This is a genomic window from Variovorax sp. LjRoot175 (assembly GCF_964253805.1).
Classification (GTDB): domain Bacteria; phylum Pseudomonadota; class Gammaproteobacteria; order Burkholderiales; family Burkholderiaceae_C; genus Variovorax.
In genome coordinates this window covers 2,347,998-2,363,010 of sequence record NZ_CAXURY020000001.1, presented here as the reverse complement: position 1 = coordinate 2,363,010, position 15,013 = coordinate 2,347,998, and the positions used below count along the sequence as shown (strand labels likewise).

The 15,013-nt window shown below is 67.9% G+C and carries 10 protein-coding genes and 1 riboswitch; of the genes, 8 read left to right on the top strand and 2 right to left on the bottom strand.

Annotated elements, in window-relative coordinates:
* Together ACSQ89_RS11840 and ACSQ89_RS11835 are read left to right on the top strand one after the other, a co-directional pair.
* Positions 1 to 762, top strand: coding sequence for a UDP-2,3-diacylglucosamine diphosphatase (locus ACSQ89_RS11840; RefSeq protein WP_093109133.1), 762 nt, complete (start codon positions 1 to 3; stop codon positions 760 to 762).
* Positions 762 to 1,547 (top strand): zinc-dependent peptidase, encoded by a 786-nt coding sequence (locus ACSQ89_RS11835; protein WP_093109132.1) that lies wholly within the window; start codon positions 762 to 764, stop codon positions 1,545 to 1,547. Before ACSQ89_RS11840 ends, ACSQ89_RS11835 begins: the two co-directional genes overlap by 1 nt.
* Positions 1,548 to 1,559: 12 nt before the next feature.
* On the opposite strand, the gene ACSQ89_RS11830 is transcribed toward ACSQ89_RS11835, so the two are convergent.
* Together ACSQ89_RS11830 and ACSQ89_RS11825 are read right to left on the bottom strand one after the other, a co-directional pair.
* Positions 1,560 to 4,367: a DUF349 domain-containing protein gene (locus ACSQ89_RS11830; protein WP_436292488.1), complete on the bottom strand. Its 2,808-nt coding sequence runs from the start codon at positions 4,365 to 4,367 to the stop codon at positions 1,560 to 1,562.
* 89 nt (positions 4,368 to 4,456) lie between these two features.
* Positions 4,457 to 8,263 carry a DUF748 domain-containing protein gene (locus ACSQ89_RS11825; protein WP_436292551.1) on the bottom strand — a complete coding sequence of 1,269 codons (3,807 nt, stop codon included), beginning with the start codon at positions 8,261 to 8,263 and terminating at the stop codon, positions 4,457 to 4,459.
* A gap of 596 nt (positions 8,264 to 8,859) precedes the next feature.
* Here ACSQ89_RS11825 and ACSQ89_RS11820 point away from each other — a divergent pair.
* The 6 genes from ACSQ89_RS11820 (at position 8,860) to ribBA (ending at position 15,006) form a co-directional block, all read left to right on the top strand.
* Positions 8,860 to 9,693, top strand: a complete 834-nt coding sequence (locus ACSQ89_RS11820; RefSeq protein ID WP_436292487.1) for a transglycosylase SLT domain-containing protein — start codon at positions 8,860 to 8,862, stop codon at positions 9,691 to 9,693.
* A gap of 39 nt (positions 9,694 to 9,732) precedes the next feature.
* A riboswitch (ZMP/ZTP riboswitch) is annotated at positions 9,733 to 9,859 on the top strand.
* A gap of 41 nt (positions 9,860 to 9,900) precedes the next feature.
* Positions 9,901 to 11,145 carry a serine hydroxymethyltransferase gene (glyA, locus tag ACSQ89_RS11815; RefSeq protein WP_436292486.1) on the top strand — a complete coding sequence of 415 codons (1,245 nt, stop codon included), beginning with the start codon at positions 9,901 to 9,903 and terminating at the stop codon, positions 11,143 to 11,145.
* 15 nt (positions 11,146 to 11,160) lie between these two features.
* Positions 11,161 to 11,604, top strand: a complete 444-nt coding sequence (gene nrdR / locus ACSQ89_RS11810) for a transcriptional regulator NrdR (protein WP_093109128.1) — start codon at positions 11,161 to 11,163, stop codon at positions 11,602 to 11,604.
* Between the two features lie 430 nt (positions 11,605 to 12,034).
* A complete protein-coding gene (gene ribD / locus ACSQ89_RS11805; RefSeq protein ID WP_436292485.1) occupies positions 12,035 to 13,153 on the top strand; it encodes a bifunctional diaminohydroxyphosphoribosylaminopyrimidine deaminase/5-amino-6-(5-phosphoribosylamino)uracil reductase RibD in 1,119 nt (372 codons plus the stop codon).
* Positions 13,154 to 13,195: 42 nt separating this feature from the next.
* Positions 13,196 to 13,849 carry a riboflavin synthase gene (locus tag ACSQ89_RS11800; protein ID WP_093109257.1) on the top strand — a complete coding sequence of 218 codons (654 nt, stop codon included), beginning with the start codon at positions 13,196 to 13,198 and terminating at the stop codon, positions 13,847 to 13,849.
* Positions 13,846 to 15,006 (top strand): bifunctional 3,4-dihydroxy-2-butanone-4-phosphate synthase/GTP cyclohydrolase II, encoded by a 1,161-nt coding sequence (gene ribBA / locus ACSQ89_RS11795; RefSeq protein WP_093109126.1) that lies wholly within the window; start codon positions 13,846 to 13,848, stop codon positions 15,004 to 15,006. The genes ACSQ89_RS11800 and ribBA overlap by 4 nt, the downstream gene beginning before the upstream one ends.
* The last annotated feature ends 7 nt before the right edge of the window (positions 15,007 to 15,013 follow it).

The following is a 15,013-nucleotide window of genomic DNA, read 5'->3' as shown; positions in this document are numbered from 1 at the left end:
ATGACGGCTTTCGCCGAGCTCGTGGCCCCTGCGGCGTGGCACACGGTCGACCTCCTCTCCGACCTCCACCTGCAGGCCTCGGACGCGGCCACTTTCGACGCCTGGCGCGGCTATCTGCAAACCACGCCGGCCGATGCGATCTTCATCCTCGGCGACCTGTTCGAGGTCTGGGTCGGCGACGATGCGGCGGCCGAACCCGGCTTCGAAGCGCAATGCGCCGAATTGCTGCGCACAGTGGCCGAACGGCGGCCCGTTTTCTTCATGCACGGCAACCGCGACTTCCTGGTCGGCGCCGCATTCGCGGCGCAGTGCAAGCTGACGCTGCTCGACGATCCGACCGTGCTGGTCCTGCATGAGCGGCGCTGGCTGCTGAGCCACGGCGACCTCCTCTGCCTGGAAGACACCGAGTACTTGCAATTCCGCGCCCAGGTGCGAACGCCCGCCTGGCAGAGCGCCTTTCTGGCACGGCCGCTGGCCGAGCGTCGCGCATTGGCCCGCTCGATGCGCACGCAGAGCGAAGACCGCAAGCGCAGTCCCGGCATGGTCTGGGCCGATGTCGATGCGGATGCCGCGCGCGCATGGCTCGCGCAGGCCGGCGCGGCGACGCTGGTCCACGGCCACACGCACCGGCCCGCGACACATGCACTCGGCGATGGGCTCGAGCGCATCGTACTGAGCGACTGGGACCTGACAGCCCACCCGGCGCGCGCCCAATTGCTCTGTCTTTCGAGCGCCGGCGCGCAACGCGTCGATCTGCGCTGATGTTCGGCTGGCTGCGCAACCTGCGCGCCCCGCCCCCGATTCCCGAGCCTGCCTGGCAGGCCACGCTGGCACGCTACCCTTTCCTCGCCGAGCGGCCGGCGGCCGACCTGGAGCGCCTGCGCCGCCTCGCGGCGGAATTCCTGCGCGACAAGGAATTCCACGGCGCGCACGGCTTCGTCATCACCGACGAAGTCGCGCTCGCGGTGGCGGCGCAGGCGGTGCTGCCGGTGCTGCACCTGAGAGGCGGCCTCACCTGGTACGACGATTTCGTCGGCATCGTGGTGCATCCCTCCGAAGCCGTGGCGCGCCGCAAGACGACCGACGAGACCGGCGTGGTGCATGAATACGAAGAGGTGCTGGCCGGCGAGGCCATGGACCGCGGCCCGGTGATGCTGAGCTGGCAGGACGTGCTCGCGAGCAGCGTCACGCGCGACGCGGGCTACAACGTCGTGATCCACGAGTTCGCCCACAAGATCGACATGCGCGGCGGCGCCGCCGATGGCTGCCCGCCGCTGCCGGCCGGCTTCGCAGGCACTTCGTCGGCGCGCGATGCACGCGCCGCCTGGTTCGCTGTGCTGCAGCCGGCCTACGACGCCTTCCGCGAGAAAACCATCGTGGCCGAGCGCTTCGGCGGCGAGCCGCCGTGGCTCGATGCCTACGCCGCCGAATCGCCCGGCGAGTTCTTTGCCGTGGCCTGCGAGGCCTACTTCGTGAACCGCACGCAGCTGGCCGCGGAGTTCGCCGAACTGGTGGCCCTGTTCGACGAATTCTTCATCAAGCGCTAGGCGCCCTGCCCATTATTTGCGCAGCAAGGCCTTGAGCGCGTTCTGCAGCCGGCGCGCCGATGCCGCGTCGTGCGCAGCGGCCAGCACCTTGCCGGCATCCTGCCCCCAGGTCTGGACCGGCGCCGGATCGCCGCGCGTGGTCAGCAGCTTCAGCTGCAGCGCACGGCGTGCATCGAGCTGCTCGGCCGGCGTCGGCACTTCGGCCGCCATCTCGAGGCGCAGCAAGGCCTCGGCCGCATCGTCGGCCGCGGCCGTCGGGCCTGCGGCCAGGGCCTGCGACCACTGGCCGCGCACTGCCGGCGTGACGGCGCGGCCCAGTTCCTGAGCGCTGGGCAGCTTCGACGCGTCGCGCTGCTCCCAGGCGCCGAGCACCTGCGTGAGCGCCTCGCCGTGCGCCTGAGCCGCGAGCTTGCGCAGTGCCAACTCGGCGCGTTCGAGCGCCTCGCGCTGCGCGCGGAAGGCGGCGTCGCCGAGGCGCGGACCGCGGTCCTCGAAGCGCGGCGGGCGGTCGCCGAAGCGGCCTCCGCCGGCGGGCGCGCCGCGATCGTTGGCGCGGGGCGCCCGGTCATTGGGACGGCCGCCCGGCGCGCCGCGGCTGTCGCGGCGATCGCCGAACTTGCCGCCGCGTCCAGCCGGCACGGTCTCGGCCTTCTTGTTGCCGGGACGGTCGTCACCGCGCACGGCGATCACCGGCTTCGGCGCGGGCTTGGGCGGCGCAGCGGGTGCCGGGCTGGCTTCGGCCTCCGCGGCATCGGTGCGCGCGGAGGGGTCGGCACCGTCGGCCGGCGCCACCAGATCGGGCGCCGATGCAGCGGATTCGGCGGGCGCCACGGGCGACGCCTCGGCGTCGCTGGGCGCTGGGGCCTGCTCGGCGCTCTCGCCGAACTCGGCCGCGGCCTGGCCCGGTGCCACCACTTCGGTGGCACCCACCGCGGGACCGTTGGACGTTGCCGTGGACGCAGGCGCAGGCGCTTCGCCGCGCAGCGCGGCTTCGAGCTGCGCGACAGCGGCGCGGATCTTCTGCGCATCGCCGGTGCTGTTGGCGGCATCCAGCGCCTTCGAGGCATTGAGCACGTTGCGGTCGTGCTCGCTCACGGCGGCAGCCGCCTTTTCGCGCTCGGCGCTCTTGCGATTGAAGGCCTCGTCGATCGGCGCGCGGAAGGCGTCCCACAGTTTCTGTTCCTGGCGGCGATCCAGCGGCACGCTCTGGGCCTCGGCCTGCCAGCGCTGCTGCAGCGCCTTGACCGCATCGATGCGCAGCATCGGCGCGGCGCCGAGTTCGGCGGCCTCGGCAATCATCGCCTGGCGCCGTTCGATGCTGGCCTTCTGCTGCGCTTCGAAGGGCGCGCGTGCAGCGCCAAAGGCCTCGTTCCATTGCGGCTGGAGTTCGGCGAACACCTTCTCGCCCACATGGCCGGCATCGCGCCAGCGATCGGCGAACTGGTGCAGCGCGCGGTTGTGCGCCTTGAGGTCGGACGCATCCGCGTGCTCCGCGGCCCAGGCCTTCACTTCCTCGATCAGCGCCAGGCGCTGGGCGCGATGCTCGGCCGCGTCGGCGCGCACCTTCTCGAGCCAGGCCTCGACCACCTTGTGGGCTTCGTTGCAGGCTTCGTCGAAGCGCTTCCAGAGCGCGTGATTCGGCACGCCGCCCTGGTCGGCCTGCTTCCATTGCTCGCGCAGGGTGCGCAAGGTTTCCTGCATCTTGCGACCGCCCAGGGCTTGGCCTTCGGGGCGCTTGAGCAGGGCTTCGGCCTTGGCCACCAGTTCTTCACGCACCTTGTCGGCGCTCCAGCGCTGCCAGCCTTCGAGTTCGCCGGCGGCGACCAGGGCCGCATGCACGCGGGCTTCGAGCGGCGGCTCGACCAGCTTGCCGTGCTCCTTGAGCACGGCGCGCAGTGCGGCGGCTGCACCGGCACTGGCCTTGCCATGGCCTTCGGCGGTTTCCTTTTCGAGCTTGGCGAGCGCGGCTTCCACAGCGGTCTGGGCGGCGGCCCGCTTCTCGGGATCGACCTTCGGCACGGGCGGCTTCGGCGCCGCGGGCGCGGCCGCCTCGGCCACGCCGCCACGCGCAACGCGCAGCTCGTCGGCCCAGACCGGCACGGGCGGCAGCGGCGCGGCCGCATCCTCGGCCGCCGCGATGGTCTGCGCCAGCGCCTGGTGGAAGGCATCGGACACCACCAGCAACTGCGCCTTGGAGGACTCCAGCTGCGGCGCGAACTTGGCGTCGAGGCTGTTCCAGTTGCCGTCGGCCGTGATCTCCGCGGCCTGCTGCTGCCAGTGCGCGACGTCGGCGCGCAAGGCTTCTTCGGCGGCTTGCGCGTCGCGCCAGCTCTTGGTCGACAGCACTTCGAAGCGCTGCGCCAGCAGCACTGCGGCCTCGCGATGGACCTGCGCGCGATGCTGCAGGTCCTCGATGCCCTTCACGCGTTCGGCCAACCGGGCCTTGAAGCCGGCCAGTGGCTCGCGCGACAGGGGCGCACCCGCCTTGGCCGCGTCGCGCTGCCAGGCCAGCGCGTCGGCGATATTGAGCTTGGGCTGGGCCAGCAGCGCCTCGGCCTTGTGCGCCCATTCGGCGGCAATGGCTTCCTGGCCCTTGGCGCGCTTGAGCTCGTCGAGCTTCTCGCGCAGCAGGCGCGCGGCGCCCTTGTCGCGGCCGCTCAATTCCTTGAATACCTCCTGCATCTGCTCGGGCGCCGGATTGCCCGCGAGCCAATCGCGGATGCGCTGGGCACGCTCACCCGAGGTCGGTGCAGTGAAGGCGCCGCCGGTCATCGTGTCGAGGGACTGGAGGTCGTTGGGCTTGGTGGAAGTTGAAGTCACTGCGCGAATGTCGTTATCTGAAGAAGAAAAGCGAAGGCGCCGGCATTTGCCGGCGCACTCCGCCATTTTCACCGACTTGTGCCCTGCTTTCAGCGGGTCGCCAGATTCAGTTCGGCACCTGGTTTCCAATCGTTGCCGGCAGCCTTCGTACGCACGGCACCGAGGAACAGCCGCTCGCTGGGAAGCTTCTGGGCCAGCAGGTAGTCGCGCACCACGGCGCCGCGCTCCACGGCGAGTTGCCGCATCGATTCCTCGTCGGCCGGGATGCTGGCCATGAGCAGGCCTTCCATCTCCTTGGTCGGAAGATCCTTCGCCAGCCCGATCATGTTGCGCGGCTTGGTGATCTCGGAGCGCTTGTACACCGCGGCCAGCAACTCCGGGTATTCGGCATCGGTGAGGGGCGTGACTTCGGCTGCATTCTGGCTGCCGCTGCGCGCCGCGGCGCGGCGTTTCTCGGTCTGGGCGAGTGCGCGCAGGCGCTGGCGCTGGTAGGCCTCGCGCTCCTGCTCGAGGCTGGCGGTGCCGACCACGGTCATCTGCAGCCCGGGTCGGTCCGTGAGCGCCTTCACCACCTTGTCGAGGCTTTCCTTGGCGGCCGGCGAAAGATCCGAACTGCCGGGCGCGAAAGTGATCGCGCTCGACTCGCCGCTGCCGCCGCCCAGTCCGCCCGTGAGCAGGCTGAACGGCGAGGTGGCGGCCTTGACGATCAGGTTCACGATCGCCTTGAAGATCAGCGGGCCGAGGCTGAACTGCGGATCGTTGAGTGAGCCGCTGACGGGAAAGTCGATGTCGATCACGCCATTGCGGTCGGCCAGCAGGGCGACGGCCAGGCGCACCGGCAGGCTGTTCGGCGCGCCCTGCACTTCGTCGCCGAACTGCAGCTGGTTGAGCACCAGCTTGTTGGTGGCGGTGAGCTGGCCGTCGGGCGTGATCTTGTAGGTGACGTTCATGCTGAGCTTGCCGCGCTCGATGCCGTGCCCGGCGTAGCGCACCGAGTACGGCGACAGCGGCGGCAGATCGAGCTCGCGCATCTTGGCCGTGATGTCGAGTTCGAGCGGCTTGGCCAGCGGATTGAGCTTGCCGGTGATCTCGAGCTGGGCGGTTTGCTGCGCCTTGCCGCGCAATTCGAGATCGGCCAGCGCTGGCTTGTCGCCTTGCGGCTTCGACGAGAAGGCGCTGAGCTTGCCGGTCAGCTCGCTGAGGTCGGCGGAATAATTGGGCTTGACGAACAGATCGGTGAAATCGATGCGTCCGTTGACCATGCTCATCGGACCGAAATTGATGACCGGCGCCGGGCCGCCGCTGTCAGGCGCAGGCGCTTTGGCCACAGCCGCCGGGGCCGGTGCGGCGGTCTCGGTTGCGCCGCCGACCATGGCTTCCGCCGAGACGGGGGCGCCGCCCGAGCGTGCGGCGGGCTTGGCGGTGGTCGTGGTGGTCGTGCCGCCGAGGCTGCGGCGCGTGGTGGGTTCGCCTGCCGGCGCTACGGCGGCGGTCGTCTGGCCGGGCTTCTTGGTGAGGTCCTGCAGGTTGAGGCGACCGGTCGGATCGACGATCACGCGGGCGAAGAAGTCAGTCAGGGTGGTTTCGCGCACGTCCACGGCCAGCGGCACGCTGGGCGCCATGTTGACTTGCAGGCCACGCAGGCTCAGCGTCTTCCAGCTCAGGATCTGGTTGCTGCGGGTCGCCAAGCCCGGCGACTGGGTCAGCGCTGCGCTGTTGGCGCGGAAGTCGTCCAGCGCCGTATCGCCGGCCAGCTTGAGACTCATGCCCGCGGGTGCCGTCGCGAACTTGACCGTGCCGCGGTAGTTGGCGAACGCGCGCCGGATGTCGATGTTCAGTGCATCGGCGTAGTAGGCCTTGAAGGCATGGGCCGGAATGGCGGCCGCCTCCAGCCGACCCTCGGCCGCCACCGGCTTGAGCACGACCGAACCCTTGTAATCGAAGCGCCCGGCTTCCGCGCGGCCGGCACCGATGCGCCCCGAAAGCTGCAAGGGCGAAGCGGTGGCGCTGTTGGGAGCGATCTTCTGCGCGTTGAGTTTCAGCGCGCTGATCTCGAAGGCCACCGGTGTGGCGCCGGCCTTGTCCGAATAAGAGAGCGCGCCATTGTCGACCGCCACCGTGCCGATGGAAAGCTCCCACGGCTTGGTGTTGGCGCCCGGCGCAGCGGCCGCCCCGGCGGGCTTGGGCGCCGCGACCTTGGCAGCCGCGCCGTTGCTCTGGCTGCCGCCCGCCGGGGTTTTCAGCCAGCGTTCGAACATCCAGCGCTTTTCGTTGTCGCGCTCGACGACGACCTTGGGGCTGGTGGCCGTGAACGAAGCGATCGCGAGCGTGTGCTTCGTCATGTCGACTTCGGCATCCACGAGCTCGAAGCGCCCGACGCTCGCCAGCGCGGTCTTGGCCTGCGTCAGCGCGAGCCCGTCGGCCGCGACGCGGCGCGCCTTGAGCTTCAGATCGGGCTGGGCCCAGGCCACGTCGATCTGGCCGCTGAGCTTGCCGTCGAGCGTGGGCTCCAGGCTCTGCGCGAGGTACGGGGCCGCCAGCGACAACGGCAAGCCCTCAACCTCGGTCTGGACCTTGGCCACCTTGTCGGTCGCCTCGCCGCTGAACTTGAGGGGGGCCCCGCCGACCGAGGTGGAACCGCTGAAAGGCGCCGGCTTGTCCATCGGCCAGGTCAGGGCGCTGGCTTCGATGTTGAGCTGCTTCACGTCGATGGCCGCGGCCGGCTGGGTGGTCTGGTCGCGCCAGCCGATCTCGCCGCCGGAAAGCGCCAGCTTGTCGACCCGAACCCGCCAGGCCGGCTGCTCGGCCGGCTTCGGTACAGGTTCGCCGTTCGTGTTGGGTGCCGCGGAGGGTGTCACTTTTTCGGTTGCGCCGGTGGCCCGGTCGGTGGCCAGCAGGTTGAGCTGCCCGGCTGCATCGCGCGCCACGACCAGCTGCGGCGCGGCCAGCGCCACCTCGCCCAGATGCACCACGCGCTCCAGCGGCCGGACGTCGGCCAGCGCAACCTTGAGCGAATCGAAGCCGAGCAGATCGCGCCCCTTCGAATCCGCCAGCTTGATGCTGTGCGCCGCGACCGTGCCGGAGAGCTTGAGGCCCGCGGTGGCGGTGCGTTCGAAGTCGATCTTGAGGTCCGCGTCGAGCTTGCCGGCGCGCAGGGCGACCGGCAGGCCGCCGGGGATGTAGCCCAGGTAAGGCACCAGGTCCAGATCCTTGAAGTGCACCTGCGCGTCGGTCTTGCGGCTTTCCGCGAAGGGCGTGGCGAAAGCGGCCGAATCGAATCCGCTGCCGTTCAGGACGAAGGCCAGCTTGGGCTCGGTCTTGATTTCGCGCTGCGAAGGCAGATTGCTGAGAAAGGGTACCTTGAGCACGAGGTCGCGCAGCTCATGCCTGCGCTTGACGGTCTGGTCGTCGAAATCGACCGCGCCGCCGGTGATGGCGATGTTGTAGATCGCGAAGCGCGGCGGCTCGCTCTTGGGCGCGTCGGGCGCACTGGCGAGCTTGGCCAGGATGTCGTCGATGTCGTATTTGCCGTCCGCCAGGTGCGTCAGCAGGATGGCCGGCGCGTCGATGGCAATGGCATCAATCACCGGCGCCAGACGCAGGATCGATTGCAGCTCCGCATCGGCATAGATGCGCGCCACCGCCACCTGGGGCTGGCTGCCGTCGGCCGTGGCGATGCGCAGGTCCTTCAGCGTCAGCTCGAGCGTCCAGGGCTTGAAGTCGATCTTGCCGACCGTGACCTGGCGACCCAGCTTTTCGCTCGCGATCTTCTGGATCTGGCTCTTGGCGATCGGCGGCACCGCCAACCAGGCAAGCAGCCAGAGACCGAGCAGCACCAGCAACGCCAGCACTCCCCGTCGCACCCATTTGTTCTGTTTCAGCGAAGCAGCATTCATCATCGGGGGCGAGTGTGCCGCAAAAGTGCGAGCACCTTCCCAGAAACAAGAAAGCCCGGTGGCTCGACGCGAAGTCTGGCCTCCGGGCTCGATGGCGGGCGCAACGCCCATGCCATCTTTTCGCTCGACCGGAAGTGAATTTGTTCCGACCGTGCTGGCAGCAAGAGATTGCCACCGTTGGGCCTCGGCCGCTGAACCGTTCGATTGCTCTTCCGGTTGCTGGACCTTGGTTTAACGCCTGAAAGCTCAGGCCTCCTCAGGGTAGGCGCGCGCTCCAAGGATTGCAAATGAGCTTTTCAATGGATCGGCGGCCGGCGATTCGCCCCTCTTCTTTTCAAGCCTTGTTAGCATAAAAACTCAAATCCTTATTCTTGACCGTGTATTTAGCCCCTCCTAGAATCCGCGTAGCCCCCGCCGCCACTTGGCAGCCGGGACTCCACCAATATCCGCTGCTGAATTCTTTCGGCTTAGTCAGGTGGCCGCGCTCCACTCCCCCTCCTTGCGCGGAACCTGATTCGTACCAATCCAAGCGCCGCTGCCTTCGACCATCGCCCTTCTGGCGCTGCGACTCAGGTGCCGCACAGAAAGGAAGAGCGATGAAACAGGCGTTTGAAGCCACGGCCCGCGGGCTGCGGACCGTCGTGTCCGATGTGGCCGACGGTTTTTTCGAGATCACCCACAACGGCTTTGCCCTGGTCGGCTTGGCCATCGTGTTCGCTGCGCTGGCGCTGGCCGCGCGCCCGGACCTGCGCCAGTCCGGCGAAGAACAGCTCATGGGCTGGCTCCAGTCGCGCAAGCCGCCGCCGGAGGCAACCGATCTCGAGCCGACGGCCATCGACCGCACCACGGCGGCGAGCCCGCACGAGCTGCCCAAGCAGCAGGCCGCCGTCGCCTACTGGCTGAGCAAGAAGTACCGCGTGGCCGTCGAGCCGTTGAGCGTGCTGGTGGCCGAAGCCTTCGAACTCGGCAAGCGCACCAAGCTCGACCCGACCCTGATCCTGGCCATCATGGCGGTCGAATCCAGCTTCAACCCCTTTGCCCAGAGCCAGGTCGGCGCCCAGGGCCTGATGCAGGTGATGACCCGCGTGCACGGCGAGAAGTACGAACGCGCGGGCGGCACCCTGACCGCCTTCGATCCGGTGACCAACATGCGCGTGGGCGTCAAGGTGCTGCAGGAATGCATCGCGCGCGCAGGTTCGCTCGAGGGCGGCCTCAAGTTCTATGTCGGCGCCGCCAATCTGCCCGACGACGGCGGCTATGCCGGCAAGGTACTGGCCGAACATGCGCGCCTGCAGCAGGTGGTCGGCGGACGCACGCCGCCCACCACCACGCCGACACCGCCCGGCATGCGGGCGCAGCCGCTGCCCGTGGTGGCACCCGCCAAGCCGGAAGCGAACACGCAGAGCGTGGCGTTGCTGTCCGATCTGTAGGCCCTTTCGAAGACGGCGGCCATCGCCGTCAGCTACACTCGACCGGCACGCGACTGGCGATAGGCGCAACCCTTTTCAGGTGCATTGCGCTGACGTGGAACACCACTGGGAAGCGTGCCGCCCGCGGTCTTGAGCAGGCGTTCAGCCGTTCGCCTGGGCAGCCCTTGTTTGGTTGAAGAACAAGGACCATCGTCTTAAAGGACTGCCATGTACAACCGCAATATCCTGGTCGAACAGACCGATCCCGAAATCTGGGCCGCCATCCAGGCCGAGCATGCCCGGCAGGAACAGCACATCGAGCTGATCGCGAGCGAGAACTACGCGTCGCCTGCCGTGATGGCCGCGCAAGGCACGCAGCTCACCAACAAGTACGCCGAAGGCTATCCCGGCAAGCGCTATTACGGCGGCTGCGAACATGTCGACGTGGCCGAGCAGCTGGCGATCGACCGCGTCAAGCAGCTCTTCGGCGCCGACGCGGCCAACGTGCAGGCGCATTGCGGCGCCTCAGCCAACGAGGCCGTCATGCTGGCCTTCCTGAAGCCTGGCGACACCATCATGGGCATGAGCCTGGCCGAAGGCGGCCACCTGACCCACGGCATGCCGCTCAACATGAGTGGCAAGTGGTTCAACGTCGTGAGCTACGGCCTGAACGACAAGGAAGAGATCGACTACGACGCGATGGAGCGCAAGGCGCACGAATCGATGCCCAAGTTGATCATCGCGGGCGCCTCGGCCTACTCGCTGCGCATCGATTTCGAGCGCTTCGCCAAGGTGGCCAAGGACGTCGGCGCCATCTTCATGGTCGACATCGCCCACTACGCGGGTCTGGTCGCCGCCGGCGTCTACCCGAACCCCGTGCCGCACGCGGACGTGGTGACCTCCACCACCCACAAGAGCCTGCGCGGACCGCGCGGCGGCATCATCCTTATGAAGTCGCAGCACGAGAAGGCGATCAACAGCGCCATCTTCCCGGGCCTCCAGGGCGGACCGCTGATGCACGTGATCGCGGCCAAGGCGGTGGCCTTCAAGGAGGCGCTCTCGCCCGAGTTCAAGGCCTACCAGCAGCAGGTGGTCAAGAACGCGCAGATCGTTGCCGAAACGCTCACCGGGCGCGGCCTGCGCATCGTGAGCGGCCGCACCGAGAGCCATGTGATGCTGGTCGACCTGCGCGCCAAGGGCATCACCGGCAAGGAAGCCGAGGCCGTGCTGGGCAGCGCCCACATGACGATCAACAAGAACGCGATCCCGAACGATCCGGAAAAGCCGATGGTCACGAGCGGCGTGCGCATCGGCACCCCGGCGCTGACCACGCGCGGTTTCAAGGACGAGGAGGCGCGCGCCACCGCGAACCTGATCGCCGACGTGCTGGACAACCCGCGCGATGCCGCCACCATCGAAGCGGTGCGTGCGAAGGTGCATGCACTGACCAGCCGCTTTCCCGTCTACGGTTGAACCGAAAGTGACCGCATGAAGTGCCCCTTTTGCGGTCACCTCGAAACGCAGGTCGTCGAGACCCGCGTTTCGGAAGACGGCGACTTCGTGCGGCGCCGCCGGCAGTGCGGCGCCTGCGACAAGCGCTTCACCACCTACGAACGGCCGGACGTCAATTTCCCGGTCGTGGTCAAGAAGGACGGCAGCCGCGCCGACTTCGATCCCAAGAAGGTCCGCGCCTCGATGATGCTGGCGCTGCGCAAGCGGCCGGTGAGCATCGAGCAGATCGACCATGCGCTGCTGCGCATCGAGCAGAAGCTCCTGTCCAGCGGCTTGCGGGAAATCGAATCGACCAAGGTGGGCGAACTGGTGATGCGGGAGCTCAAGCGCATGGACAAGGTGGCGTACGTGCGCTTTGCTTCGGTTTACAGAAGCTTTGAGGATGTGGACGAGTTCCGGCAGTTGCTGCGGGATATCTGAGACGCACCGGAAGCGGCGCCTCTGACGCCGGTATTCGTGATCGTCAGAGCACCGCAGGCGTCGGAGGCCATCTGCCGTGGCGTCTACGGCACGCCGTGCGAGGAATGAGTTGAAGCTCGGCACAGCCAACGACGCCAGGGTCGCCAAGAGCGCAACCACGACCAACAGTTCGAGTAAAACCGCAAATCCCTGCAGGTCGCCGGCGAGACCCGTCCCGGCCCGAGCAAAATGGTCGCTTCATACATTCAATCCGCGCCGACAGGCCGGCGCGAACTTCCTCCCCTGGCTCAATCAATTCGGCGCGAAGTCTAAATTCCGGAAGCGATGCATGAATAAATCTTTCGACAAACGGACTGAATTGAAGGATCAGCGGAAATCTCGCTAAATCTGAATCAAATCTGAATTTGAAGAATTGCGAATTGACGCCCCCATGAATAGAGATATCCAGGCCATGGCGCAGGCGCTCGATCTCGCCCGTCAGGCGAGCGTCGAGGCGGAGCCGAATCCCCGTGTCGGTTGCGTTCTGCTCGACGAAGAAGGCGCGGTGATCGGTCAAGGCTCCACGCAAACGGTGGGCGGCCCTCATGCGGAAATCATGGCCTTGCGCGACGCCGCCGCCCGCAATTGCCCGATCAAAGGCGCCACGGCCTATGTGACGCTCGAGCCCTGCTCGCACCATGGCCGCACCGGCCCCTGCTGCGACGCATTGATCGCGGCCGGCATCAAGAAAGTCGTGGCGTCCATCGCCGATCCCAATCCGCTGGTCGCCGGCCAGGGTTTCGAGCGCCTGCGCGCCGCCGGCGTCGAATTGGAGGTCGGCGCGGGCGCTGATGAATCGCGTGAACTCAACCTCGGCTTTTTCAGCCGCATGGTCCGCAAGACGCCCTGGGTGCGGCTCAAGGTCGCCGCTTCGCTCGACGGCAAGACGGCGCTGGCCAACGGCACCAGCCAATGGATCACTTCGGAAGCAGCGCGCACAGACGGCCACGCCTGGCGCGCGCGCGCAAGTGCGGTACTGACGGGTGTCGGCACCGTACTCGAAGACGATCCGCGCCTCGATGTGCGGCTGGTCCCAACGCCGCGGCAGCCCCATCTCGTGGTGGTCGACAGCCATTTGCAGACGCCGCCGGAGGCAAAGATCTTCGGCGCGGCCCGGCCCGTCTGGATCTATGCCGCCAACCGGAACGACGCCAGGCAGGCCGCGCTGGAGGCCAAGGGCGCGACGGTCAGCTACCTCGCCAACCCCCAGGGCAAGGTCGACCTCGCGGCCATGCTGCGCGATCTCGCCGTGCGCGAGGTCAATGAACTCCATGTCGAGGCTGGCCACAAGCTCAACGGCTCGCTGATCCGCGAAGGGCTGGTCGACGAACTGCTGGTTTACTTGGCGCCAAAGTTCATCGGAGACGGGCTCGGCATGGCCAGCCAGCCGCATGCATCAGGCCCCCTGACCGTGCTTGGCGATGCATTGGCGCTCGAATTCAAGTCCTTCGAGCCGATCGGCCCGGACCTGCGAATCGTCGCCCGGGTCGCTGGTCGAGACCGCTTTTAGGGTTTGGCCGAGCGGCCTTCGCATCTCTGCGAAAATGCCGCGATGTTCACCGGAATCATTACCGGCGTGGGGCGCATCGCCGCCGTCCACGACCTCGGCAGCTCTTCATCCCACGGCAAGCGGCTCAGCATCGCGGTGCCCGACGGCTATCTGGCCGACGTGGGTCTCGGTGACAGCATCGCGCTCAACGGCGCCTGCATGACCGTCACCTCCCTCGACCCGGCGAAGCAGCTCTTCACCATCGACATCTCGGCCGAATCGCTGGACAAGACGGCCGGCCTCGCCGAAGAAGCGGGCCGCGTCAACCTCGAGAAGGCACTGCGCGCCAGCGACCGGCTCGGCGGCCACATCGTGTCGGGCCACGTGGACGGCATCGGCACGGTCAGCCACTTCGCGCCGGTGGGCGAAAGCTGGGAGCTGCGTGTGCTGGCGCCGCCCGCGCTCGCCCGCTTCCTGGCCTACAAGGGCTCGATCACCGTCAACGGCGTGAGCCTCACGGTCAACAGCGTGAGCGACGGCGCTGACGGCAGCGAGATCAGCATCAACCTGATTCCGCACACGGTCGAAAACACCGCGCTCGGCAGCCTGAAGCAAGGCAGCCGCGTCAACCTCGAGATCGACACCGTCGCCCGCTACGTGGAGCGCATGCTCCAGGCCGGCGCCCTGCCCGTCCCACAGAAAGACAAGACCCCATGAACGCCTCCGTCACGCCGATCACCGCCCCGCGCAGCGGCCGGGCGCCCGCGCCGATTTCGTCGGTCGAAGAGATTGTGGCCGAGCTCGCCGCGGGCCGCATGGTGATCCTGGTCGACGAGGAAGACCGCGAGAACGAGGGCGACATCGTGCTCGCGGCCGACCACGTGACGCCCGAGGCCATCAACTTCATGGCACGCCATGCGCGCGGCCTGATCTGCCTCACGCTCTCCCGCGAGATGTGCGAGCGGCTGCAGCTGCCGCCGATGGTGGCGCGCAACGGCGCCAAGCACTCGACCGCCTTCACCGTGTCAATCGAGGCGGCCGAGGGCGTGACCACCGGCATTTCCGCCGCCGACCGCGCGCGCACCGTGCAGGCCGCCGTCGCACCGAATGCCGTCGCGGCCGACCTGGTGCAGCCCGGCCATATCTTTCCGCTGCAGGCGGTCGACGGCGGCGTGCTGATGCGCGCCGGCCACACCGAGGCCGGCTGCGACCTCGCCGCAATGGCCGGTTGCTCGCCCGCGTCCGTGATCTGCGAGGTGATGAACGAGGACGGCACCATGGCGCGGCTGCCCGACCTGCAGCTCTTCGCCGCCGAGCACGGCATCAAGATCGGCACCATCGCCGCACTGATCGAGCACCGCAGCCGCACCGAGTCGCTGGTCGAAAAGGTCGGCTGCCGCGAAATCCACACCACCTGGGGCTGGTTCACCGCCCATGCCTTCCGCGACAAGCCCAGCCACGGCGTGCACCTGGCGCTGGTGCGCGGCAACTGGAATCCGGGCGACACGGTGGACGTGCGCGTGCACGAGCCGCTCTCGGTGCTCGACGCGCTGGAAGTCAACCGTTCGCTGCACTCGTGGAGTCTCGATGCCAGCCTGGCCCACATCGCGGCCGAAGGCAAGGGCGTGGCCGTGCTGCTCAACTGCGGCGAGACCGGCGCCGAGCTGCTGTCGCAGTTTGACGGCACTGCACGGCCCGCGCAGGCGCCGGAACGTGGGCGCATGGACCTGCGCAGCTACGGCATCGGCGCGCAGATCCTGCGCGAGTGCGGCGTGCACAGGATGAACCTGCTGGGCACGCCGCGCCGCATGCCCAGCATGGCAGCAGGTTACGGCCTGGAGATCGCGGGCTACATCACGAAAGAAGAGCAATGAAGAAGAA

Bases quoted from the DNA above. Each gene is read 5' to 3' on its own strand.
- ribBA (WP_093109126.1), top strand. From the start codon at position 13,846: ATGAACGCCTCCGTCACGCCGATCACCGCCCCGCGCAGCGGCCGGGCG.
- ACSQ89_RS11840 (WP_093109133.1), top strand. From the start codon at position 1: ATGACGGCTTTCGCCGAGCTCGTGGCCCCTGCGGCGTGGCACACGGTC.
- ACSQ89_RS11800 (WP_093109257.1), top strand. From the start codon at position 13,196: ATGTTCACCGGAATCATTACCGGCGTGGGGCGCATCGCCGCCGTCCAC.
- nrdR (WP_093109128.1), top strand. From the start codon at position 11,161: ATGAAGTGCCCCTTTTGCGGTCACCTCGAAACGCAGGTCGTCGAGACC.
- ribD (WP_436292485.1), top strand. From the start codon at position 12,035: ATGAATAGAGATATCCAGGCCATGGCGCAGGCGCTCGATCTCGCCCGT.
- glyA (WP_436292486.1), top strand. From the start codon at position 9,901: ATGTACAACCGCAATATCCTGGTCGAACAGACCGATCCCGAAATCTGG.
- ACSQ89_RS11825 (WP_436292551.1), bottom strand. From the start codon at position 8,263: ATGAATGCTGCTTCGCTGAAACAGAACAAATGGGTGCGACGGGGAGTG.
- ACSQ89_RS11835 (WP_093109132.1), top strand. From the start codon at position 762: ATGTTCGGCTGGCTGCGCAACCTGCGCGCCCCGCCCCCGATTCCCGAG.
- ACSQ89_RS11820 (WP_436292487.1), top strand. From the start codon at position 8,860: ATGAAACAGGCGTTTGAAGCCACGGCCCGCGGGCTGCGGACCGTCGTG.